Annotated in this window: 25 protein-coding genes; 11 read left to right on the top strand and 14 right to left on the bottom strand. The window is 63.0% G+C overall.

Annotated features, from left to right (window positions below):
• Positions 1–8: 8 nt before the first annotated feature.
• Positions 9–1,256 (bottom strand): MFS transporter, encoded by a 1,248-nt coding sequence (locus tag AC0L17_RS08655; RefSeq protein WP_027152976.1) that lies wholly within the window; start codon positions 1,254–1,256, stop codon positions 9–11.
• 87 nt (positions 1,257–1,343) lie between these two features.
• On the bottom strand, positions 1,344–1,538 hold the full coding sequence (locus AC0L17_RS08650; protein WP_091593307.1) for a DUF1192 domain-containing protein: 195 nt from the start codon (positions 1,536–1,538) through the stop codon (positions 1,344–1,346).
• Positions 1,539–1,732: 194 nt separating this feature from the next.
• Here AC0L17_RS08650 and AC0L17_RS08645 point away from each other — a divergent pair, with 194 nt between their 5' ends.
• The 3 genes from AC0L17_RS08645 (at position 1,733) to AC0L17_RS08635 (ending at position 4,389) form a co-directional block, all read left to right on the top strand.
• Positions 1,733–2,746, top strand: coding sequence for an NAD(P)H-quinone oxidoreductase (locus AC0L17_RS08645; protein WP_473515496.1), 1,014 nt, complete (start codon positions 1,733–1,735; stop codon positions 2,744–2,746).
• 131 nt (positions 2,747–2,877) lie between these two features.
• Positions 2,878–3,018, top strand: coding sequence for a DUF1127 domain-containing protein (locus AC0L17_RS08640; protein WP_023797054.1), 141 nt, complete (start codon positions 2,878–2,880; stop codon positions 3,016–3,018).
• A gap of 267 nt (positions 3,019–3,285) precedes the next feature.
• Positions 3,286–4,389 carry a helix-turn-helix transcriptional regulator gene (locus tag AC0L17_RS08635; protein WP_473515495.1) on the top strand — a complete coding sequence of 368 codons (1,104 nt, stop codon included), beginning with the start codon at positions 3,286–3,288 and terminating at the stop codon, positions 4,387–4,389.
• Positions 4,390–4,533: 144 nt separating this feature from the next.
• Here the strand turns inward: AC0L17_RS08635 and AC0L17_RS08630 are convergent, their stop codons facing one another.
• A complete protein-coding gene (locus AC0L17_RS08630; protein WP_473515494.1) occupies positions 4,534–5,082 on the bottom strand; it encodes a LysE family transporter in 549 nt (182 codons plus the stop codon).
• Between the two features lie 413 nt (positions 5,083–5,495).
• On the opposite strand from AC0L17_RS08630, the gene AC0L17_RS08625 reads away from it, so the two are divergent.
• On the top strand, positions 5,496–6,194 hold the full coding sequence (locus AC0L17_RS08625) for a DUF1013 domain-containing protein (protein ID WP_023797057.1): 699 nt from the start codon (positions 5,496–5,498) through the stop codon (positions 6,192–6,194).
• A gap of 203 nt (positions 6,195–6,397) precedes the next feature.
• On the opposite strand, the gene AC0L17_RS08620 is transcribed toward AC0L17_RS08625, so the two are convergent.
• From AC0L17_RS08620 to AC0L17_RS08605, 4 genes are all read right to left on the bottom strand, one after another.
• On the bottom strand, positions 6,398–7,117 hold the full coding sequence (locus AC0L17_RS08620) for a helix-turn-helix transcriptional regulator (RefSeq protein ID WP_023797058.1): 720 nt from the start codon (positions 7,115–7,117) through the stop codon (positions 6,398–6,400).
• A 70-nt stretch (positions 7,118–7,187) separates the two neighbouring features.
• On the bottom strand, positions 7,188–7,598 hold the full coding sequence (locus AC0L17_RS08615; protein WP_473515493.1) for a hypothetical protein: 411 nt from the start codon (positions 7,596–7,598) through the stop codon (positions 7,188–7,190).
• Between the two features lie 101 nt (positions 7,599–7,699).
• Positions 7,700–8,302 (bottom strand): DJ-1/PfpI family protein, encoded by a 603-nt coding sequence (locus AC0L17_RS08610; RefSeq protein ID WP_473515492.1) that lies wholly within the window; start codon positions 8,300–8,302, stop codon positions 7,700–7,702.
• 85 nt (positions 8,303–8,387) lie between these two features.
• Positions 8,388–8,555, bottom strand: coding sequence for a hypothetical protein (locus AC0L17_RS08605; RefSeq protein WP_023797061.1), 168 nt, complete (start codon positions 8,553–8,555; stop codon positions 8,388–8,390).
• Between the two features lie 262 nt (positions 8,556–8,817).
• Here AC0L17_RS08605 and AC0L17_RS08600 point away from each other — a divergent pair, with 262 nt between their 5' ends.
• Positions 8,818–9,789: a ring-cleaving dioxygenase gene (locus tag AC0L17_RS08600; RefSeq protein WP_473515491.1), complete on the top strand. Its 972-nt coding sequence runs from the start codon at positions 8,818–8,820 to the stop codon at positions 9,787–9,789.
• 136 nt (positions 9,790–9,925) lie between these two features.
• Complete coding sequence (locus AC0L17_RS08595; protein ID WP_473515522.1) at positions 9,926–10,117, top strand: hypothetical protein; 192 nt, start codon at positions 9,926–9,928, stop codon at positions 10,115–10,117.
• A 27-nt stretch (positions 10,118–10,144) separates the two neighbouring features.
• Here the strand turns inward: AC0L17_RS08595 and AC0L17_RS08590 are convergent, their stop codons facing one another.
• The 6 genes from AC0L17_RS08590 to tkt form a co-directional block, all read right to left on the bottom strand.
• Positions 10,145–10,876, bottom strand: coding sequence for an SGNH/GDSL hydrolase family protein (locus AC0L17_RS08590; RefSeq protein ID WP_473515490.1), 732 nt, complete (start codon positions 10,874–10,876; stop codon positions 10,145–10,147).
• A 132-nt stretch (positions 10,877–11,008) separates the two neighbouring features.
• Complete coding sequence (locus AC0L17_RS08585; RefSeq protein ID WP_473515489.1) at positions 11,009–12,034, bottom strand: class I fructose-bisphosphate aldolase; 1,026 nt, start codon at positions 12,032–12,034, stop codon at positions 11,009–11,011.
• Between the two features lie 154 nt (positions 12,035–12,188).
• Positions 12,189–13,385, bottom strand: coding sequence for a phosphoglycerate kinase (locus AC0L17_RS08580; RefSeq protein ID WP_473515488.1), 1,197 nt, complete (start codon positions 13,383–13,385; stop codon positions 12,189–12,191).
• A 109-nt stretch (positions 13,386–13,494) separates the two neighbouring features.
• Positions 13,495–15,384 carry a potassium/proton antiporter gene (locus AC0L17_RS08575; RefSeq protein WP_473515487.1) on the bottom strand — a complete coding sequence of 630 codons (1,890 nt, stop codon included), beginning with the start codon at positions 15,382–15,384 and terminating at the stop codon, positions 13,495–13,497.
• 251 nt (positions 15,385–15,635) lie between these two features.
• Positions 15,636–16,646: a type I glyceraldehyde-3-phosphate dehydrogenase gene (gene gap / locus AC0L17_RS08570; protein ID WP_473515486.1), complete on the bottom strand. Its 1,011-nt coding sequence runs from the start codon at positions 16,644–16,646 to the stop codon at positions 15,636–15,638.
• Positions 16,647–16,803: 157 nt separating this feature from the next.
• Positions 16,804–18,795 carry a transketolase gene (gene tkt, locus AC0L17_RS08565; RefSeq protein ID WP_473515485.1) on the bottom strand — a complete coding sequence of 664 codons (1,992 nt, stop codon included), beginning with the start codon at positions 18,793–18,795 and terminating at the stop codon, positions 16,804–16,806.
• A 304-nt stretch (positions 18,796–19,099) separates the two neighbouring features.
• Between tkt and AC0L17_RS08560 the strand changes: the two genes are divergently transcribed.
• The 4 genes from AC0L17_RS08560 to AC0L17_RS08545 all read left to right on the top strand — a co-directional run bounded on the left by AC0L17_RS08560 (position 19,100) and on the right by AC0L17_RS08545 (position 21,637).
• Complete coding sequence (locus tag AC0L17_RS08560; protein WP_023797069.1) at positions 19,100–19,372, top strand: DUF4164 domain-containing protein; 273 nt, start codon at positions 19,100–19,102, stop codon at positions 19,370–19,372.
• Between the two features lie 11 nt (positions 19,373–19,383).
• Positions 19,384–19,749 carry a cell division protein ZapA gene (locus tag AC0L17_RS08555; protein WP_023797070.1) on the top strand — a complete coding sequence of 122 codons (366 nt, stop codon included), beginning with the start codon at positions 19,384–19,386 and terminating at the stop codon, positions 19,747–19,749.
• 210 nt (positions 19,750–19,959) lie between these two features.
• Entirely contained in the window at positions 19,960–20,619 is a 660-nt protein-coding gene (locus AC0L17_RS08550) for a peroxiredoxin (protein WP_077380501.1), read from the top strand.
• A 145-nt stretch (positions 20,620–20,764) separates the two neighbouring features.
• Positions 20,765–21,637 (top strand): MBL fold metallo-hydrolase, encoded by an 873-nt coding sequence (locus tag AC0L17_RS08545; RefSeq protein ID WP_473515484.1) that lies wholly within the window; start codon positions 20,765–20,767, stop codon positions 21,635–21,637.
• Positions 21,638–21,725: 88 nt separating this feature from the next.
• On the opposite strand, the gene AC0L17_RS08540 is transcribed toward AC0L17_RS08545, so the two are convergent.
• A complete protein-coding gene (locus tag AC0L17_RS08540; RefSeq protein WP_473515483.1) occupies positions 21,726–22,436 on the bottom strand; it encodes a hypothetical protein in 711 nt (236 codons plus the stop codon).
• Between AC0L17_RS08540 and AC0L17_RS08535 the strand changes: the two genes are divergently transcribed.
• A complete protein-coding gene (locus AC0L17_RS08535; RefSeq protein WP_473515482.1) occupies positions 22,428–22,535 on the top strand; it encodes a DUF2274 domain-containing protein in 108 nt (35 codons plus the stop codon). The genes AC0L17_RS08540 and AC0L17_RS08535 overlap by 9 nt on opposite strands.
• Positions 22,536–22,706: the final 171 nt, after the last annotated feature.

The following is a 22,706-nucleotide window of genomic DNA, read 5'->3' as shown; positions in this document are numbered from 1 at the left end:
TCCAAATCTCAACCGTTGGTTTCAGGCTTTCTGCGCGGATCGAGCCGCAAGGCTTCCGGCGTGATCGAGCGCTCAGCCGGTTGCGTCTTGAAGGCGTCGCGGTCTTCGATTGGCACCGGTGCGCGCCGGCTGATGCGCAGCAGCGTATAGCCTGCCAGGCAAAGATGCGCGAGGGCCGTTGCAAGGAACAGGCTTTCCGGACGCATCCAGCCCATCAGGCCGGCGGCCAGCAGCGGCCCGATCATCGTGCCGAAACCATAGAGCAGCAGCAGGCCGCCGGACACTTTGACGAAATCCTCCGCCCGGGCGTGGTCGTTGGCATGGGCCACGGCGATCGAATAGAGCGTGTAGGCAAAGGCCCCGTAGGCGGCGGTGCAGACGATGACGAAGACGCCGGAGCGCGGCTCGAACAGGAACAGAGCGAGGGCGAACAGCGCCGCGCCGAATGCCAGGCCCGCCAGCACAAAGCGGCGGTCGGTCTTGTCGGAGAGACGCCCGGCCGGAAGCTGCATGGCGGCGCCGGCGACGACCACCAGGCTCATCATCAGCGCGATCTCGGCCGTGGAAATGCCGATGCGGGCGCCATAGACAGCGCCAAGCGTGCCCCAGGCGCCGTTGGCGACACCGATCAGAACGCAGGCGATCGCCGACACCGGCGAATTGACATAGAGCCCCTTGACGTCGAGCGAGACGTCCTGCAGCGGCTTGGGATGCGAAGCCGTCGACACTGCGGTCGGAATGAGCGACAGGCAGAACAGGATACCGGTGATCATGAACAGCGAGGCCGACTTCACGTCACCGCCGGCAACGATCATCTGGCCGCCCATGATCGAGGCATAGGTGACCATCATGTAAAGCCCGAAGACGGCGCCGCGGTTCTCGTTGGTGGACTTCTCGTTGAGCCAGCTTTCGATGATCATGAAGGCGCCGGCCATGGTGAAGCCGGTGAAGGCGCGCAACAGGATCCAGATATATTCGTCGATGATCAGGCCGGTGAGCAGTGCGACGATGGCCCCCGATGCCGCAAAGGCGCCAAAAGCGCGTACGTGACCGGCGCGGCGCACCAGGCGCGGCGCAAAGAAGCAGCCGGTGACGAAGCCGCCGGCCCAGGCCGTGCCCATCAGGCCGAGCGATGCGGTCGAGAAACCCTCCAACTGGCCGCGCAACGGCAATAACAGCCCGTGCAGTCCGGTTGCCGCCAGCAGGAAAGCGGTGCCGCGAAGCAGCGAGAGGATCGGTCGGTAGCTTGCAAACATCATTTAGCTGATCCGGCTGGAATCTAGGGAGGATCTGAAGACAGCCGCATTCGAGCTTTTCGGCGGCGGGCAGTTCGGCTCTGGAAACTATTCGCGGCGAAACAGCGCCTCGGCCGCTGATTTGGTGGTGCCCTTGGTCTTGAGCTCGGCTTCGAGCCGGGCGATCTCGTCGCGCAAGATGCCGATCCGCTCGGACAGTTCATCGACGGAAAGCAGCGACAGATCCTGCCCGATCTCATGCGGGCGCGCTTTCTTTTTGGGTTCGTCGTCGAAGATCGCCATCGTCGCTCCTCGCTCATGCGTCAAAATTAAACGGCTACAGCGTCCTTGGCGCGTCCAATCGCACGCCCGGTGCTGCAGTGGCCATTTGCCTGATTTGGCAATGAGCATACATAGGGCAGGGGCATGGATGCAAACAGTCGGCAATAAAACCGGCAAGTCGGCAAGAAACTGGCGAAGCGAGACGGGAAAAATTCATGGCGAGCGGACAGGACAAGATTCCGGCGAAGATGACGGCCATCGCGATCTCGGAACCCGGCGGACCGCGGGTTCTGAAACCGGAAACGCGCGACGTGCCCGTGCCCGGACCTGGCGAAATCCTGATCCGGGTGCGCGCCGCCGGTATCAACCGGCCGGATGTGCAGCAACGCAAGGGCGTCTACCCGCCGCCGCCTGGTGCGTCGGACCTGCCGGGCCTCGAAGCGTCAGGCGAAGTTGCCGCTCTTGGCGACGAGATATCGCGCTGGCGCGTCGGCGACCGGGTCTGCGCGCTGACGCCCGGCGGCGGCTATGCCGAATACGTCAAGGTGCATGCCGGCAGCGTGCTGCCGCTGCCCGCCGGCTTTACCCACACCGAAGCGGCGGCGGTACCGGAAAACTACTTCACCGTCTGGCATAATGTCTTCGAACGCGGCGCCCTGAAGAGCGGCGAGACGCTGCTCGTGCATGGCGGCTCGTCCGGGATCGGCACCACGGCGATCCAGCTCGCCTCGGCTTTCGGCGCCCATGTCATTACCACTGCCGGCAGCCAGGAGAAGTGTGACGCCTGTCTGAAGCTCGGCGCCAACCGGGCGATCAACTACCGCGAGGAGGACTTCGTCGCGGCGGTCAAGGACGCGACCGGCGGCAAGGGCGCCAACGTCATCCTCGACATGGTCGCCGGCGACTATGTGGCGCGAAACTACGAGGCCGCGGCGGTGGAAGGCCGCATCGTCCAGATCGCCACGCAGAGCGGGGCGGTGGCAAGCACCGACTTCTCGAAGATGATGGCCAAGCGGCTCACCCACACCGGCTCGATGCTGCGGCCGCGCACCGTCGAATTCAAGGCGGCGATCGCCGCAGCGCTGGAGGCGCAGGTGTGGCCGCTGCTCGGCACCCGCAAGGTAGCACCGGTCATGGACATGATCTTTCCGCTCAGGGAGGCGTGGCGGGCGCATGAGCGGATGGAGGACGGCGACCACATCGGCAAGATCGTGCTCGATGTCGGCTGACGGTCGGCAAGCAAGCTGAACAAAACCTTAATTGCGCAATGCACAAACGCATTGCCGCCATGCAAAAGCGTCTGTTCAACTTTTCATCAACGGTGCCTATTTGAGCGGCATCGAAACGATGGAGGACTACCATGAACCCGATCCGTGCTTTCCGTAACTGGCGCATGTACAATGAAACCGTGCGCGAACTGAACCGCTTGAACGCCCGCGAGCTCAACGACCTCGGCATCAACCGTGGTGACATCGAGAGGATCGCCCGCAAGACGCTTTGATCCGCCAAGCAAGAGCCGAGGCAGGCGGATTTCCCGCCGCCGGTTCCGAGCCCGCTGGACCAGTCCGGCGGGTTTTGTCGTTTTGAAGTCCGAGGCAACAGCAGCGGCTGCTATGATGGCCACTATCCAGATCCGAATACAACTCGACCGCAATCTGCGGTTGACTCCAGTTTCAGCGTGGGCATTTTGATCGCGCGGGGCTAGGTCAGAGGGTGGGAGCGCTGATCCGGGCCAGTAGCGTGCTGACTCTGAAACAGGCTTGCGCCCATGTTCGACGATCTGACGGACAAGATCTACGAGGCGGCTTTCGTGCCGGAACTTTGGGGGGATGCGCTCGAAGCTGCCGGCAGTCTTTCAGGTTCGGCCACCGGCGCCATCTTCCTGTTCAGTGGCGATTCTCCGGTCCGCGGCAGATTGAGTGACGTTTCTCCGGTCCACGGCAACTCGCTGCGATCCGTGTTTGACGAATTTGTCGCCAGCGACACCTGGAAATTCTCTGACGCCGTACAGCTTATGTGCAGCATGCAGCCGGCAAGCTTCGTTCAGGTCGAAGATTTCTTGACAGCTGAAGAGGTCGAACGTGATCCGGTGCGGATACAGCTGAGAGCGGCCGGTATCGGCGCACACGTTTGTTCGGCAGTCGCCATGCCGAGTGGCGAGCTCGTCACGTTCGTCTTTCAACGGTGGATGAAGGATGGCGCCTACGATCGGGCGTCGGTCGATCGGCTGGACCAGCTTCGCCCGCATTTTGCGCGTGCCGGCATGGTCTCGGCGCGATTGGGATTGGAACGGGCCAGGGCGACCGTCTCGGCACTCGAGACCATCGGGCTGCCAGCCGCGGTCATGACTGCATCGGGACGCGTGCTGACGGCCAACAGCCTGCTGGAAGAAATGACCGAGACGTTTCTGCCAACCGCCTATGGCGGCATGGCGATCGCCAATGCCTCCGCCAATGCGCTTTTCCAGCAGGCCATTCGCGAGAACCGCAACGATTTCGCGGTCCGATCCATTCCTGTTGCCGCGAACGAAAGCCGGCCGGCTGTGGTCATCCATCTTTTGCCGCTGCGCCGCGCCGCTCATGACATTTTCACCGGCGCGGACATCCTGGTTGCTGCAACGGAAGTAAGGGCCAGTGCCGTCGTGCCTTCACCAACCCTCCTCGCGGGCCTGTTCGACCTGACGCCCTCCGAGGCACGTCTGGCCGCCGCGCTTTCGCAGGGGCGACCCTTGAAAGATGCGGCATCCGACTTGAAGATCACCGTGAAGACCGGCCGGACCTATCTCGAACGGATTTTCGCCAAGACCGGGACAAGCCAGCAAAGCCAACTCGTCGCCTTGCTCAAGAGCACAGAACCGCTCAATCGCAGATGACGATCGGCCTAAAGCGCGTCGCGTTCGACCGGCCTCATGCGACGCGCTTAAGGTTGTTGTTTTTATGCATGTCGTTATCGCAAAACCGCTGCACACTTTTGCGCGACATGCTTAAATCGGTGGAAAGGCCGCCTATTTGCCGCTTCAATGGCTAAGCGCAGCAAAACCAATCGCTATCAAGGCGCCTCCCAGCACGATGTCCATGTGCTTGCGGAAACGGTTATAGAATTCGCGCATGGCTGGCTGGGAAATAGCCAGACCGACAAGGCTAAACCAGGCGATTGCAATGGCAAAAACCAGCGCTGCCACGGATATCTGGATTGCCCCGCGCGTATTCAAGCTCAGCGCAGAGGATGCAAAAAACAATGCGGTGGCCGGATTTGCCGCCGCCGTGACAAACCCCAGCCGGAAGTACCGAACGATGGGAAGCGGCTTCGGCTCGTCGGCGCCGATCGTGATCGACAGCGCCCGCCGCATCGAATTCCAGCCGATGAAGACCAGCATTGCGCCGTAAAGGCTGGCGGCTATCTGGTGCGCAATGCCCCCCGGCGGCAGCGCGGCGGCGCCCGTCGCGACGACCATCGCCAGCGAACTCGCGCCCAAGGCAATGCCGGCGGCTGCCGAAAGCGCTGTAGTACGCGAAGCGGTTAGCCCGGCCCGCGCGACGACAGCAAAATTGGCGCCCGGCAGCATTGCCAGAAGCGCATAGGAAATGGCGAACGGAAACAACCCCGCCGCGACAGCGTGCCCGGTTTCCAACATCGATCAGCCCACATCGGCGGCGGCTTGCTCTCCCAAAGCAGGTCGCCGCTACCGAAGCGAAATGTGGATGAAACATGTTCCCACTAACAGTCGGCAAATGCCGACAGAAGGACGTTTTGTTGCCGGGCTAGCGGCCGCGGCCGCTGAGCGGCTCATCGAAGGCGCGATGCTGAAGCCGACAAGGCTGCCTTGACAGGGTCGATATCTCCCCCATCTCGCGACTACCTTCCAAAAACGTTGCGGAACGGCAACGGAGCGGCTATATAAACCGCGATTTTCCCATTTTGGTGGCTCTAAAACCACCGCCCGCGCGGGAACGCGGGCGAACGAGAAGGATATTTGCAATGGCCAATACGCTGCTGATGCCCAAGGCGACCGCCGTCTGGCTGGTCGACAACACCGCGCTGTCCTTCGAGCAGATCGCGCAGTTCTGCGGACTGCATCCGCTCGAGGTCAAGGCGATCGCCGACGGCGAATCGGCGCAAGGCATCAAGGGCATGGACCCGATCATGACCGGCCAGCTGAGCCGCGACGAGATCGCACGCGCCGAGAAGGATCCGAACCATCGGCTGAAGCTGTCAGACCCCAAGGTGCGGGTGCCGGAATCCAAGCGCAAGGGTCCGCGCTACACGCCGCTGTCGAAGCGCCAGGACCGGCCCAACGCCATCCTCTGGCTGGTGCGCAACCATCCCGAGTTGAAGGACGCGCAGATCGCGCGCCTCGTCGGCACCACCAAGTCGACGATCGACCAGATCCGCGACAGAAAGCACTGGAACTCAGCCAACCTGCAGCCGATGGATCCGGTGACGCTGGGGCTCGCCTCGCAGATCGACCTCGACATGGAAGTCAACCGCGCCTCGCGTGGCCGCGAACAGGCACAGCCGGCCGGCGACACGCTGCTGCCGGCGGCATTGACCGAGCGCCTCGTGCCGGCGCCGGAGAAGCCAAGGGACGAGGATGCGGAACTCGACGCCAACGCCGTCTTCGCCAAGCTCTCGGCGCTGAAGTCGAAGGACGAGGACAAGGACGACGAGGAGGGCTGAGGCGCCTCTTCCTTCTCCACTTGTGGGAGAAGGTGGATCGGCGCGCAGCGCTGAGACGGAAGAGGGGTGTTGGAAGAAATGAGGCGTCGGCGTTCCCTGGAACACCCCTCATCCGGCCGCGGAGCCTGTCCTCGGGCTTGCCGGAGGCAAGACCCGTGGGCGGCCACCTTCTCCCACAAGGGGAGAAGGAAGAGGCGCCGCGCCTAGGTTCGCGCGGCCCGGTCCGGCGCCATGCCGTAGTCCTCGCTGCGCTCCACCGCACGGTAAAAATCGGCGAGCTGCTTGCCGCGCTCCGGCTTGAAGACGCGGCCGGCTATGACCACTGAAGCAATGCGGTCGATGCGGAAAGCGCGAAAGTCGTCGCGCATCTCGCACCAGGCGACCAGCGTCCACACCTTGCCCCAGAACCACAGGCCCAATGGCCTGATGTCGCGCACGGTGCTGCGGCCTGCTTCGTCGGAGTAGTCGATGGTCAGCACCTGGCGTTTTTCCACCGCGCGCTCGATCAGGTCGATTGCTTCGCGGGCGGCGTCGCTCACCACCCACATCGGCGTGTGGATCTCGGTGCGGGCGATGCGATCCTTTTCGGCATCGGGCAGCACGGCGCCGATCTTGACCAGCGCCTCGTCGGCGGCCCGCGCCATGGCAGCGCCGCCAAATGCTCGCACCATGCGGGCGCCGGCGACCAGCGCGACGATCTCGTCACGCGTGAACATCAGCGGCGGAAGGTCGAAACCCTCCCTCATCATGTAGCCGACGCCGGCCTCGCCGTCGATCGGCACGCCCGTCGACTGCAGGTCGGCGATGTCGCGGTAGATGGTTCGCTCGGAAACCTCGAGCCACGTGCCCAGCTTCTGTGCGGTGACCAGACGGCCACCGCGCAGATGCTGCACGATCTGGAAGAGCCTGTCGGCGCGGCGCATCGTACGGTCCCTCGATGTGGTTTTTAGCCTGTCGTTGTCCCCAAACCGGTTCCAACTTTCGGGCGATGCATTATGGCTCAAGCCCTTCGCGCTTGCGCTGCGCGGCGACGAATGCCGCGCCGAAGGACAACTTCCCTGTTGTCGGCGTCTTTGCATCCAGCACCCGCCAGAACGGTGTGATGTCGCTCAGCGTCATGCCACGTTCCAGATCCTCGTTCGCGGCCTCGGCGATAGTGCGTAGATGATAGCCGATGGTGACCGGACATGTCACTTCGGCGCCATGCTCAATGGCGAGCGCGGCGCGCAAAGCGCGGATATCCATGGCCACGCCCTCTGGAATGGAGCGAATGAAATCATCGACCTGCCGAGCCGTCGGCACAAGCATCGGCTGGCCCTCGACGACGTCGCCAACAGTCCGCGGCGTCGGCTTGATACCGTTGATGCCCGGCGTGTTCAGCCTGTCGTTCCAGCTCTTTACCATGCGTCACCTAGACGAAGAGCCCGAAGCTTTTGCAGGGATGAAGGCCATGTCTGTCTCCTGGTACTTTCGAATTATTGCACGCCGCTCCTGACACCATACTGTCAGGAGGCTTCAGCATATTCCCCTTCGGCATACTCCTTGGCGAACAGCGTGCGCATCTCAGCGAGATCGCTGCTTCTCTGGGGATAGAGCGTCTTCAAATAGGCAAGAGCGAAGGTGCCGGGAGCCGAACCCGGCGCGGACACGATGCGACCGTCGGCGACGGCATAGGGCACGTCCTGATAGTTCTGGGCGCCCGGATAGCCCGGCTCCTTTTCATTGATCCAGTCACGACCATTGCTGGTGTGTTTTGCCTTGTCGAACAGGCCGGCACGCGCCAGTGCCAGCGTGCCGGCGCAGATGCCGCCGACCACGCCGCCGCGCGCCGCTATCGCCGTCAGCAGTGCGGAGACATCAGGCGGGGCATCGACCCACTGGTCGGAGCCGATGACCGCGACGGCGTCGAGATCGGTGGTTTCATCAACCGCGGTGGAGCGGTCGGGCGTCAGCATAAATCCGCTGGCCGAAGTCACCGGCTTGCCGTTCGGCGCCAGCGAAACCGCGCGTGCGCCGAACCATTCGACCGCCGAAGCCGCCAGCAGCCCGTATTCCCAGTCGGCGAAGCGATCGATGAAAAGAACGCCGATAGTTTTCTGTTCGGACATTTCCTGCTCCGTCTTTCAGTCAACCGGACCTGTTTATCTGGGCGCTGTGGCGTCCGCATCCAACTGCTGCTGCGAAAAAATCGCCTCAATGGCCGCGGCGGTGGCGGCAATCATAATTATCCGGCCAACCGATGTCCTTGCGGATGCTCTGCGGCAAGCCGTTCATGAAGCGCCGGGTGCGGATCTCGTTGCGCATCGTCCGGATCTTGCCGACATAGTGCTGCACGCTGCGGAGAATGGTAAAACCGTTCATGGCTGGTCTCCTCTTCTTTCGATGAAGACACTATCGCACACCCCTCCTGACAGCAGTCTGTCAGGAGGCTGAGCGGTCTTTGGTGAGCGTGCCAGGTTTTGCCGTTTCCCGTCCGTCTGCCCGGGAAAAGCAGGCTTTCTCGTCGCCAGGATCAAGTCTTTCGTCTGCGAACGACGGACCGTCAGAATCCGCAGCAGCGACAGGGCCGGGGTTCTGATATCTATCTACGGAGAAGAATTTTCGAGAGATCAGGGAGATGACAATGAGCCTGCAACTGACAGGAATTCACCACCTGACCGCAATCACCGCCAATGCACCCGGAAACCTTCGTTTCTACACCAGGACCCTGGGCCTGCGACTGGTCAAGAAGACGGTCAATCAGGACGACACATCGGCCTATCACCTTTTCTATGCCGACGCCGAGGCGACGCCTGGCACCGATCTTACTTTCTTCGATTGGCCGGTTGGACGCGAACGGCGCGGCACCAACAGCATCGTGCGGACCAGCCTGAGGGTCGCCAGCCCTGAAAGCCTTGCCTGGTGGAAGCAGCACCTGGCCGGCGAGACCGTCGCGACGGAAGAGATCGGCGCGACGGGAGAGATCGGCGATATCGGCGGCTACCCGTCGTTGGACTTCGAAGACCCGGAAGGCCAGCGCCTGCGTCTCGTCAGCGATGGCGGCAAGGGCGACAGTCACCCCTGGGTGCAAAGCCCGATCCCCATCGAGCACCAGATACGCGGGCTCGGGCCTATCGTCATCAGCGTTCCCGACATCACCAATACTGAAACAGTGCTGACCAGGGTGATGAACATGCGCAAGGCGAGAAACTATGCCTCGCCGGATGGCCAGGGCCAGATTCACGTCTTCGAGATGGGAGAAGGCGGCCCGGCGGCGGAGCTTCATGTCGCTGTGCAGCCGGGCCTTGCGCCGGCACGGCAGGGCGCCGGTGCGGTCCACCACGTGGCATTCAGGGCGCCGGACCAGGAGATTTTGCATCAATGGACGGCGCGGCTGGCCGAATTCCGCCTGCCGTCAAGCGGTGAGGTCGAGCGATACTACTTCCGCTCGCTCTATTTCCGCGAGCCAAACGGCATATTGTTCGAGATTGCCACCGACGGCCCAGGGTTCACGGCCGACGAGCCGCTGGAAACGCTGGGCGAAAGGCTGGCCTTGCCACCGTTCCTCGAACCGAAACGGGCTGCGATCGAGGCCGGCCTCAAGCCGCTGGCATAGCGCTCTCGTGAGTGAGCGAAAGGAGTACTTCGACAGCCGACCGTGATGCTGGAGCGCCGCGCGCCCTTTGGAGGCGCAAAGGATGCTCCAGCAGCATTGAGTCTACGCATCGTGCTCTTCGAAAATCGATTTCGATTTGCGGGCCGATGCGCTAGTCAAAAGCGGCATGTCGAAACTCCTCGCGCTCGTTATCATTGCCATGATGGTCATCCAGCTGATCAAGCCGCTTGGCTGGCCGGGGCTGAAGCGGCGCAGCGATTTTTGGAAGCTGGCGGTATTGGCGATGGCGGCGATTTCGATAACAGCGGCGCTGGGGCATTGGACGTAGGGCTGGGGACGTAGCGCTGGCGGGCCGCTACGCGAGGCGTGGTTCGTTGGCCAGCACCAAATCGACCAGATGTTCCGCCCAGGCCCGGTAGCCCGCTTCCGAGGCATGAAATCCGTCGGAGGCAAAACCGGCTTCGGCATCGGTGATCGGCAGGCGCGGCGCCGGCACAGCGCCGCGTTCAAGGCAAAGGCGCTCGCCCATCCGGTTCATCTCGGCGGCGCGGATCTCCAGGATATTTCCAAGCAGCGGCGGCATTGCCGGTGCGCGGGTGAATTCCAGCACCGGCGACCACACCACGCGCGCCTCCGGCCATTTGGCGCGCAGCGCGTAGAGCAGGCCGCCAAAATCGCTTTTGAAGCGTGGCACCGAGTGGAAGTTCTTGGTGTCGTTGGTGCCGATGGCGAGCACGATATGCGTCCAGGGATCGGCCGACAGATTGGGCAGCACATGATCGCGGATCTGGCCTGAGGTCGCCGAGTTGAAGTCGGCTGCCCGCCAGCGCACCGCTCGGCCGGTGCGTTTTGAGATCAGCTCGGCCAGTTGCGCGGCCAGCCCGTATTCGGAATTGCCGATGCCGACCGATGCGGCGGAAGAATCGCCAAGCATCAGCAGTGAGATCGCCGGCGCCTGGCCCGAAATCTCGTGCATGACCGGACCTTGCGCCGGCAGCATGCGGCTGGTGCGGCGGCGCACGCCGAGCCCCTGCCAGACATAGACCGGAAAGGCGAGCCAGGTGAGGAGGGCAAGAAAGCGCTGCATCAAAAGCCAGTTAATGGGGGCAAGCGACGTTCGGGCTCAACGCAAGCCGACACCGGCGTCGTTTTTCTGGAGCATTGGAGCAGATGGAACCCGGACACATGGCCCGGGTTCGGACGAAGTTAAAAAGACCGGTCAGGCGGCCTGTTCCAGCTCCGGCTGCCATTTGCCAAGCGCTGCCAGGTGGTTCATGTGGGCGCGGTGGGCGAAGGCTGCCTGGGCAGCGGCGACGTTGGCCGCCTTGCCGCTCCATGCTTTCTGTGGCGCCGCCTGCAAGGCGCGGCCATAGGAGAAGGTCAGCTTCCATGGATGCGGGCCGATGGCGTTGATGGCGTTGAGGTTGGCGGTCGCCTCCTCATCCGATTGCCCACCGGAGAGAAAGGCGATGCCGCCAATCGCTGCCGGCACCGTCTCGCGGAACAGTTTTATGGTCTTTTGGGCGACTTCCTCGGGGCTGCTGGTGCTGCCGGACTTCTTGCCGGCGAGAACCATGTTCGGCTTCAGAATGGTGCCTTCAAGGACGACGCGGGCGGCGTAGAGCTCGGTGTAGAGTTTCGCCAGCGTTGCCTTGCTGATCTCGTAGCAGGTGCCGATGTCGTGGGCGCCGTCCATCAGCACCTCCGGCTCGACGATCGGCACGATGCCGGCCTCCTGACAGAGCGCCGCATAGCGGGCGAGCGCATGGGCGTTCGAGCCGATCGACGTGGCGGAGGGCACGCCCCTGGCGACGTCGATGTCGATCACCGCACGCCATTTGGCGAAACGGGCGCCGAGCTTGTAATAGTCGGCGAGCCGCTCGCGCAGGCCGTCGAGGCCTTCGGTGATGGTGTCGCCGGGGTACCCGGCCAGCGGCTTGGCGCCGGCATCGACCTTGATGCCTGGAATGGCGCCGGTCGCCTTGATGATGTCGACCAGCGGCGTGCCATCGGCGGCTTTCTGGCGAATGGTCTCGTCATAGAGGATGACGCCGGAGATGTATCTGGTCATCGCCTCCCTGGCGCGGAACATCATCTCGCGATAGTCGCGGCGGCTGTCGGCGGTCGATTCGACGCCGATGACGTCGAAGCGCTTCTTGATGGTGCCGGAACTCTCGTCGGCGGCCAAAAGACCCTTGCCGTCGGCCACCATCGCAGCGGCAATGTCCTCGAGTCGTTCGCTCATTGTGCATCCTCCTGAACCGGTTGTTCCAAACAGTGTGAAAATCCGGGCTAGCAGACCACTAGAGCAAAGCAGGTTCAAGTCGAACCATTCCAAGCGGAAAGCTCGAATCGATTGAAACGCGCAAACGCCCCTGTTCGCCTGTTGCCCAGGGCCTTCAGCGCTTCAGCACGTCGACACCGGGCAACGGCTTGCCCTCCATCCATTCCAGGAAGGCGCCGCCGGCGGTCGAGACATAGGTGAAGTCGTCGGCGACGCCGGCATGGTTGAGGGCGGCCACCGTGTCGCCGCCACCTGCCACCGAGATCAATTTGCCGGCCTTGGTGCGGGCCGCGGCATGCCTGGCCGCCGCCACCGTCGCCCGGTCGAACGGCTCGATCTCGAAGGCGCCGAGCGGGCCGTTCCAGACCAGCGTCGCGGCGCGGTCGATCCAGTCGGCAACGGTCTCCACGGTCTTTTCGCCGACATCGAGGATCATGGCGTCGGCCGGCACCTCTGATATGGCGACGGTTTCGCTGGCGGCGCCCGCCTTGAATTCCCTGGCGACGACACCGTCGACCGGCAGGATGACGGCGCAGCCGGCTTCGGCCGCCTCGATCATGATCTGCTTGGCGGTGTTGGCGAGATCATGCTCGCACAGCGATTTTCCGACGGCGGTGCCGCGCGCGGCGAGGAAGGTGTTGGCCATGCCGCCGCCGATGACCAGCGCGTCGACCTTCTTCACCAGATTCATCAGGAGGTCGATCTTGCTCGAGACCTTGGCGCCGCCGACGATGGCAACGACAGGGCGGACGGGATTGCCGAGGCCCTTTTCCAGCGCGTCGAGCTCGGCTTGCATGGTACGGCCGGCGAAGGCCGGCAGCAGCTGCGCAAGCCCTTCCGTCGACGAATGGGCGCGGTGGGCGGCGGAAAAGGCGTCGTTGACGAAGATGTCGCCATTGGTGGCCAGCTTTTCGGTGAAGGCCGGGTCGTTCTTCTCCTCGGCCTTGTAGAAGCGGGTGTTTTCGAGCAGCAGCACGTCGCCGTTGTTCATGGCGGCGACGGCGCTCGCGGCCTTGTCGCCGATGCAATCGGCCGCGAAGCCGACAGGGCGGCCAAGCACCTCCGCGGCCGCCCTGGCGATCGGCTCAAGCGAGAATTCGGGCGAAGGTCCATCCTTGGGCCGGCCGAAATGGGCAAGCAGGATGACCTTGGCGCCCTTGCCTGAAAGCTCGGCGATGGTCGGCGCGATGCGCTCGATGCGGGTGGCGTCGGTGACCTTGCCGTTGGCGACGGGAACGTTGAGGTCGACGCGCACCAGCACGCGCTTGCCGTCGATATTGCCGATGTCGTCCAGTGTCTTAAAGCCGGCCATGCTGTTCCCTTTCGCGAAAAATCGCGGGGACCTTACCCCGCATCAACGACGATGCAAGACCTGCATCGGCGTTCACGGAAAATATGATCCACGCCTCGGTCGCAAGCAGTCAGCCCTCGCCGGTTGTTTTTTCCATCACTGGCTGTGGAGCCGGTTCCGCGTCGTCCGGCGCCTCGGCACCCGGCTTTTTGGTCCGCTTGCGCCAATTGCGCACAAAGCCAACGATGCGGTCGGCGATCTCGCCGGCACTCAGGAACACCGGCACCCGCGCCACCGGCGCGGTCGGCTCGAGGGAAAGACCGAGACCAGTGATCCTGCCCTTGTCGTCGACATCGCGGACGATCAGCTCGATCGGACCAATCAGCACGCGGTCGGCATATTCGGCATGGCCACCGAGCCGCTCCGTCACCAGGTCGCCAACCGTCAGCTTGCGTTCCTCCTCCGTCAGGCCCGGCGCGTAAGCGGCTTCCAGTTCCGCGGCGGAGCGCGCCGGATCGACGGCGAAGGCGCCGAAGAAGTCGGCATCCTCGGGATCGACCACGGCGCGGCTGGCGAACAGCTTGTCGAGCAGGGCCGGATAGCGATCCGGCACGAAGATGTAGACATGGTCGCCGGCGGCGAGTCTGCCCATGTCCTGGAAGCGCATCGAGCGCCCGTCGCGCAGCACCAGTGACGGCCGCGCCCAGCGCGGAATGCGCTCGCCGCGCGCCACCGGGCTGCCAGGTGCAACGCGGTAGGCGAGCAGTTCGTGATGGGCGGAGCCAGGCAATTCGAGCTCGACCTTGTCCAACGGACCCAGGCGGGCGGGCACGATCAGGCCGAGGCGGCGCGCCAGCGGTCCGACGGTCCATCCCTGGATGACCAGCGATACCAACACCACGATGAAGGCGGTGTTGAAGATGAGGCGGCCATTCTCAAGACCGCCAAGCAGCGGCGTAATGGCGAGCAGGATCGACACGGCGCCACGCAGACCCACCCATGAGACGAAGGCGACTTCCGGGCGCGGCAGACGAAACGGCATAAGGCAAAGCCAGACGGCGATCGGCCGCGCCACGAATATCAGGAACAGGCCCAGCAGCACCGCCGGCAGCAGGATCGCCGGAAATTGCGAGGGCGTCGCGAACAGGCCGAGGATCAGGAACATGATGATCTGCGCCAGCCACGACATGCCGTCCTGGAAGCGCTTGAGGATGGTAACGGCGCGGATGTCGGAATTGCCGGAAATGAGGCCGGCGAGATAGACCGCCAGAAAGCCGGAGCCGCCAATGGCGCCGGCGGCGGCGAACACCATCAGCGACAGCGTCAGCACGAAGATCGGCAGCAGCCCGTGGTCGAGATTGAGCCGGTCGACGAGGCGAACGATGGCGAGGCCGCCGAAAATGCCGACGATGGCGCCAAGCCCCATGTTGATAAGGAAGCCGAGGACGAGGTCGGTAACCAGCACCCTGGCCTCGGGGCTGGCGTTGGCGGCGATGATCTCGACCAGGCTTATTGTCAGGAAGATGGCGATCGGGTCGTTGGTGCCGGATTCCACCTCGAGCGTCGAGCGTACGCGTTCGCGCAAATTGATCTCGCCGGCGCGCAACAGGAAGAACACCGCTGCCGCGTCGGTCGAGGCGACAGCGGCCCCGAGCAGGAAGGATTCCAGCCAGCTGAGATTGAGCAGATAATGGGCGACCGCGCCGAACAGGCCAGTGGTCAAAAGGACGCCGATGGTCGCCAGCGACAGCGCCGGTCCGGCCGCCTGGCGCAACGCGTTGAGCGGTGTGCCGAAACCGGAATCGAACAGGATCACCGCCAGCGCCAGTGAGCCGGCAAAATAAGCCAGCCGCGCATTGTCGAACTGGATGCCGAGGCCGTCGGTTCCAGTGGCCAGGCCAATGCAGAGAAACAGCAGCAAGAGAGGGGCGCCGAAGCGGAAGGCGATCAGGCTCGAAAACGCGGCGGCAACGACGAGAGCGGCGCCGACCAACGTCACGAGATAGATCGCATGCTCCATCCGCCAATTGCCCCTCGAATTCGTGTCCCTCTCGCTTTACGGGAGAGTGAGGCGAAGACATGACCGGTGCAAGGCGTGAGGGTGGTTTTTTGCGCTATGCCGCTGATTTTCGAGTGTTTTGGCGCTCAAGGCGCGGGTCTTGCCAAACAAACCCTTAGAGCGTCGTTGCGCATTCAAAAGGGCGCTGCGCGCTCTCATGAAAACGCCCGGACAGGCCGGGCGTTTCAAGTCGCAAGAAGATGGTTCTGCGGTCAGGCGATGGTCTTGCCGAAGGCGACTGATGTGTCGGCCATGCGGTTGGAAAAACCCCATTCATTGTCGTACCAGGACAGCACCGAAACGAAGTTGCCGTCCATGACCTTGGTCTGGTCGAGCGCCATGATCGAGGAATGCGGGTCGTGGTTGAAGTCGATCGACACGTTCGGATGACGGGTGACGGCGAGAACGCCCTTCAGCTTGCCGTTGGAGGCGGCGATCACCGCATCGTTGATTTCCTGCACCGTGGTCGAACGCTTGGCGATGAACTTGAAGTCGACGACCGAGACGTTCGGGGTCGGCACGCGAATGGAGATGCCGTCGAGCTTGCCCTTGAGATCGGGCAGCACCAGGCCGATCGCCTTGGCCGCGCCGGTCGAGGTCGGGATCTGCGACAGCGCCGCGGCGCGGGCGCGGTAGAGATCCTTGTGCATGGTGTCCAATGTCGGTTGGTCGCCGGTGTAGGAGTGGATCGTCGTCATCATGCCCTTCTCGATGCCGACGGCCTCATGCAGCACGGCTGCCAGCGGCGCCAGGCAGTTGGTGGTGCAGGAGGCGTTCGAGATGACGATGTGGTCCTTGGTCAGCTTGTCGTGGTTGATGCCGTAGACGACGGTTAGGTCGGCGCCCTCGGCCGGCGCCGAGACGAGGACGCGCTTGGCGCCGGCGGCCAGATGCGCGGCGGCCTTGTCGCGGGCGGTGAAGATCCCGGTGCATTCGAGCGCGATGTCGATGCCGAGATCCTTCCACGGCAGCTGCGTCGGGTCCTTGATGGCGGTGACCTTGAATTTTTCGCTGCCGACGGTGATCTGGTCACCGTCGACCGTCACTTCATGCGGGAAGCGGCCATGCACGCTGTCGTAGCGCAGCAGATGTGCATTGGTCTCGACCGGGCCGAGGTCGTTGACGGCGACGACATCGATGTCCTTGCGGCCGGATTCGTGGATGGCGCGCAGGATGTTGCGGCCGATGCGGCCGAATCCGTTGATGGCAACTCTGACGGTCATTTTTCTCTCCCTGGGAGTTGGAGGCCGAAGATCAAGTCCGCAGCTTCATAACGGCGGGCTGGCAAAGAATCCAGCCGTCGATGGGTTGGATTTAAGTCCATTAGGTCGCGGCTGCCGGCGAAACCGCCATGTGCGGCTTCGCCGGGTACCAGTACATTTACTCGCCGTGCAGGCGGGCTTCCGCCGCCTTCACCGTTGCTTCGGCGGTGATGCCGAAATGCGGATAGAGCTGTTCAATCGTGCCAGAGGCGCCGAAGCCGGTCATGCCGATGAAGATGCCGTCGGTGCCGATGAAATGATCCCAGCCCTGGCGGATGCCGGCTTCGATGGCGATCTTGATCGGCGCGTTGCCGATCGTCTTGTTGCGGTAATCGTCACTTTGCTTGTCGAACAATTCGAAGCAGGGCACAGAGACGACGCGGGTCGGATGGCCGTGCTTCTCCAGCGCCTCGCGCGCCGCCAGCGCAATCTCGACCTCGGAGCCCGAAGCGAAGATCGTCACCGCCGCATCGCCACTGGCAGCGGCAAGCTCATAGGCGCCCTGGCGACAAAGGTTTTCCGCAACGAAGTCGTTGCGCACCGCCGCCAGGTTCTGCCGGGTCAGCGCCAGCGTCGAAGGCGTCTTTTCCTGTTCGATCGCCAACTGCCAGCATTCGGCGGTCTCGACCGCGTCGGCCGGGCGGAAGACATTGTGGTTCGGAATGGCGCGAAGTGCGGCCAGATGCTCGACCGGCTGATGGGTGGGGCCGTCTTCACCGAGACCGATGGAATCGTGGGTCATGACGAAGATCGAGCGGATGCCCATCAGCGAGGCGAGCCGCATCGACGGACGGGCGTAGTCGGAAAAGCACATGAAGGTGCCGCCATAGGCGATGAGGCCGCCATGCAGCGTCAGTCCGTTGAGCGCGGCGGCCATGCCGTGCTCGCGGACGCCGTAGTGAACGTAGCGCTGGCCATAGTCGTCCGAGGTGATGTTCTTGGTCTGGCTGGTCTTGGTGTTGTTGGAGCCGGTCAGGTCGGCCGAGCCGCCGATGGTTTCCGGCACGGCGCCGTTGATGATCTCGAGCGCCATTTCCGACGATTTGCGGGTGGCGACCTTCGGTTTGTCCGCGGCGAGCTTCTTCTTGTAGTCGGTGATGACGGCGTCGAAATTAGCCGGCAGCGTGCCGCTTATGCGGCGCTCGAATTCGCTGCGCAATTGGGCGTCGGCGCTGGCAAGGCGGCCTTCCCAGTCGGTGCGTGCCGTGATGCCGGTCTTGCCGGCGTCGCGCCAGGCGTCGAGGATATCGGCAGGAAGCTCGAAAGGCGGATAATCCCAACCGAAGAATTTTCTCGCGCCGGCGATTTCCTCGGCGCCGAGCGGCGAACCGTGCGCCTTGTTGGTGCCGGCCTTGGTCGGCGCGCCGAAGCCGATCGTCGTCTTGCAGGCGATCATCGTCGGCTTGTCGGAATGGCGCGCCGCCTCGATGGCATAGGCGATCGCTTCCGGATCCTGGCCGTCGATGTGGCTGGCGTTCCAGCCGGACGCCTGGAAGCGGGCGACCTGATCGGTGTTGTCGGCCAGCGAAACCGGGCCGTCGATCGAGATGTTGTTGTTGTCCCAAAAGACGATCAGCTTGTTCAGCTTGAGATGTCCGGCAAGCGCGATGGCTTCCTGGGAAACGCCCTCCATCAGGCAGCCGTCACCGGCCAGCACATAGGTGTAGTGGTCGACGAGGTCGTTGCCGAAGGCGGCATTCATGATGCGCTCGCCGAGCGCGAAACCGACCGAATTGGCAAGTCCCTGGCCGAGCGGGCCGGTCGTCGTCTCGATGCCGGCGGCATGGCCATATTCGGGATGGCCCGCCGTCCTCGATCCCACTTGCCGAAAATGCTTGATCTGGTCGAGGGTGATGTCCTCGTAGCCGGTCAGATAAAGCAGCGAATAAAGCAGCATAGAACCGTGGCCGGCCGACAGGATGAAACGGTCGCGATCGGGCCAATGCGGGTTCTTCGCATCGTATTTCAGGAAACGCGTGAACAGCACCGTGGCGATGTCGGCGCAGCCCATGGGCAGGCCGGGGTGGCCGGACTGGGCCTTCTCGACGGCGTCCATGGAAAGAAAACGGATCGCATTGGCCATCCGGTCATGTCGTTCACGCGAGGTCATGCTTCCTCCAGAGTCGGGGTTCGGGGCCTTGGGAGAGCCCTGGAAAGGGGTGCGCGACACATAGCAGGCGCGGCTTTTTAGTCAACAAACCGGCGCGTTTTTGCCGACCTTGTTGTTCAGTAAACCGGCGCTTTTGCCGGACTTGCGATGGCGCCAGAAGGGCTTTGGTGGCCTAAATTAGCGTTAGCAGGGGACAGTCGCGAGAGCTTTATTGACGTTGGCTTCACACGGCGCGTAATGTTTCAGACATAACGCGTTCTGAACGTGGATGATTCGGTGATGGGCAGGGCGCAGGACGAAAGCCATGACCGGGGAAACGACACTCAAGGAAGTCATCGCCAGGCTGGGTAAGGCCATCGAGGGGCTGGAAAACGCCGTCGCGGCCAAGCTCGAGCACGAGCGCGACTATACGGAAGCCGAGGCGGAGGTGCAGCGCATGAACGCCGACCGCTCGCGGCTGGCGCAGGAACTCGACAATTCCGAAGCGCGCGCCGAACGGCTGGAAGACGCCAACAAGGAAGTGTCGCGTCGGCTGGTGACCGCCATGGAAACCATCCGCGCCGTGTTGGATAGATAGGGGCTGGCCCAATGGCACAAGTCACGGTTTCCATCGATGGCAAGCAGTATCGCATGGCTTGCGACGAGGGCCAGGAAGAGCATCTGATCGACCTTGCCGAGCGCTTCGACCGCTATGTCTCGCATCTGAAAGACTCATTCGGCGAAATCGGCGACCAGCGGCTGACGGTGATGGCCGGCATCATGGTTATGGACGAGCTTTCGGAACTGCAAAAACGCGTCAAGGGCATGGAAAGCGAAGTGCTGACGCTGCGCAAGACGCGTGACGACGCGCTGACCAAGGCCGACAAGAACGATTCCGTGCTGACCCAGGCGCTTGGCGCGCTCGCCCAGCGCATGGAAGATCTGGCGACGACGCTGGCGGTGAACAAGGCCTAGACTTCCACTGCCATCGCGCCCAACGCCCTATTGCGCCGGCATCAATGGGCGGGAATGCTGCTGTTTGCGACAAAAGGCGAAAAAGTTGTCGTCGCCGGCCCCGGTACCGGTGCAACAGGCGTATGAAGGATGACGCCGCAGTGGTAAAAAGGCGGAAGCAGGGCCGGTGGATGGTCCATGCCGGCTGCAATCACAGGGTAGGGACGCATCATGAGCCTTCGTATCAACGACACCGCGCCGGATTTCACGGCCGAAACCACGCAAGGGACGATCAACTTCCACGAATGGATCGGTGACGGCTGGGCGGTGCTTTTCAGCCATCCGAAGAATTTCACGCCGGTCTGCACGACCGAGCTCGGCACGATGGCCGGGCTGGAAGGCGAGTTCAAGAAGCGCAACGTCAAGATCATCGGCATTTCCGTCGATCCGGTCGAGAGCCATGGCAAATGGCAGGACGACATCAAGAAGGCGACCGGCCAATCGGTGAACTACCCGCTGATCGGCGACAAGGACCTCAAGGTCGCCAAGCTTTACGAGATGCTGCCGGCGGGCGCCGGCGAAACCTCGGAAGGCCGCACGCCCGCCGACAACGCTACGGTGCGTTCAGTTTATGTCATCGGCCCCGACAAGAAGATCAAGCTGGTTCTCACCTATCCGATGACGACCGGCCGTAACTTCGATGAGATCCTGCGTGCGATCGATTCCATACAGTTGACCGCCAAGCACCAGGTGGCGACGCCGGCGAACTGGAAGCAGGGCGAGGACGTCATCATCACCGCCGCTGTTTCCAACGAGGATGCGGTCAAGCGTTTCGGCGCCTTCGAGACGATCCTGCCGTATCTCCGCAAGACCAAGCAGCCCTCCGCCTGAGAAGGCGGCACGGAAGGATTTTTGGCCTTTTTGCCTCGGCGAAGCATGCGGTGCTTGACGGCGTGGCGCTGGCGAATGACCATGCTCTTCTTTTACCCCGGCAGGGAAAACCATTCCTGCCGGGTGGGAGTTGAGGGAGCCGGGATTGGACGCATCATCGGCCAAGCTGCAGGTGGCAGGCTTTTACGACAAGCCGAGCGGGTCCATCCAGTATGTCGTTGCCGACCCGCAGACGCGACGATGCGCAATCATTGATCCGGTCCTCGATTTCGACGAGAAGTCCGGCAGCACTGCCACGAAAAATGCCGACGCCCTGCTCGACTTCATTAGAGATCAACGGCTGGTTGTCGAATGGATCCTCGACACCCACCCGCATGCCGACCATTTCTCGGCGGCACACTATCTCAGCACGAAGACAGGAGCGCCGACGGCGATCGGCGAGAAGGTCGTCGACGTCCAGAAACTGTGGAAGGCAATCTACAACTGGCCGGGGTTTCCGGCCGACGGATCCCAGTGGAACAGGCTGTTTGCCGACGGCGAGACCTTTTCGGTCGGCGGCGTTCCGGCAAAGGTGCTTTTTTCGCCGGGCCACACGCTGGCCTCGATCACCTATGTGATCGGCGACGCCGCTTTCATCCATGATACGCTGTTCATGCCGGACAGCGGCACGGCGAGAGCGGACTTTCCCGGCGGCAGTGCCGCGCAACTCTGGCGCTCGATCCAAAATATCCTCGCGCTGCCGGACGAGACGCGTCTGTTCGTCGGTCATGACTACCAGGCGGAGGGGCGCGAGCCCTTGTGGGAGAGCACGGTCGCGGAACAAAAATCCGGGAATACCCATGTTGCCGCTTGCAGGACGGAGGCCGATTTCGTTGCGTTGCGCGAGGCGCGCGACAGGACGCTGCCGATGCCGAGGCTGATCCTGCACGCGCTGCAGGTCAACATGAATGGCGGGCGCTTGCCGGAACCGGAATCCAACGGCCGCCGCTATTTGAAATTTCCGTTGGATTGCCTTTGAGGGGCGCGGGTCCAACTTTTGCAATCTCGGCGCCGCTCCTCATCGCCCAGCCGGGTGAGGGGCAGCGCAGACGCCAGCCAGTCTAGCTTCAGGGTTTTGTTCGGCGGACTAAATGTTCATACGTGATTTGCCAAGGGTTGCTCTCGGAAGATCTTTCCTCGCCGATCCAATGGAATCTGTTGGCAGTGATCTCGGTGAAACGCCATCGAGTTTTCAGACCGCGCGAATCAGTGCCGAGTTGGACAATGTCCTTACCCTCGGCCCGCCCGATCTGGCGCGAGTGATCTCGGTTGAGCGGGTCGTTCCATGTGATGTGCCAGCCATCGATCCCAGGATCGAAGATGCGCAAAGTCGTGCCATACATCGTGGACGGCGCAGGGCGCTTGGGCCTGATCCAGACGTCCTGAATCGCGCGGCCTTCGAGCACCCAGCCAAAATGGCATTCTCCATCCCATTTCTGGATTGTGCCGTCATCGCGGTAGTGGACCGTGTCCATTTCCCAGCTTCCAATTAGCCATCCATACAGGTTCATGTCTTTCGCTCGCTCGGCTGGGGGACCGTCGGATCCGAGAGCGGTGAGAAACGGAGAAATCGTCATCGTCATACTGCCTTTGGTTTCCAAATAGGCGAGCTCAACTGCCCAGCGCAGCCCCGACGGCCCGTTGTCGCGCCCGCTTGCCGCAAGCGCCGCCTCGTGAAATTTCGCGACGGAAGCCCGTGTTAGCGCCCGGAACATTGCCGCCACAATTTGCAGCGTTGCGGTTTCCAGGGCTTGGGGAAAATTGCTATAATGCCGCATGAGCCGGCCAGGCTGATCACACCGATGATTGAGCGGTTTATGGCGACGGATCGGGCGTTCGCGAAGGCCGCGGAACCGGCAACCCTAGCTGGAATATGACACCAAGGGACAGTTCCCCCGGCAGTCGGAGGACCCACAAAAAAGGCGGCGCCCCTTAACAGGCGCCCCCCCGATTTGTTTACGCCGGAGGGTTTTTACCGCCGGCTGCGCCGCGCAGGTGCGCCGCGCCGGCAACTTGCGGATGGGTGCGGGCGTTGCCCCGGCCGGGCC

It is taken from the genome of Mesorhizobium sp. WSM4829, assembly GCF_055811475.1.
The sequence above is the reverse complement of the archived record's forward strand: the minus strand, read 5'-3'. Positions and strand labels throughout refer to the sequence as shown.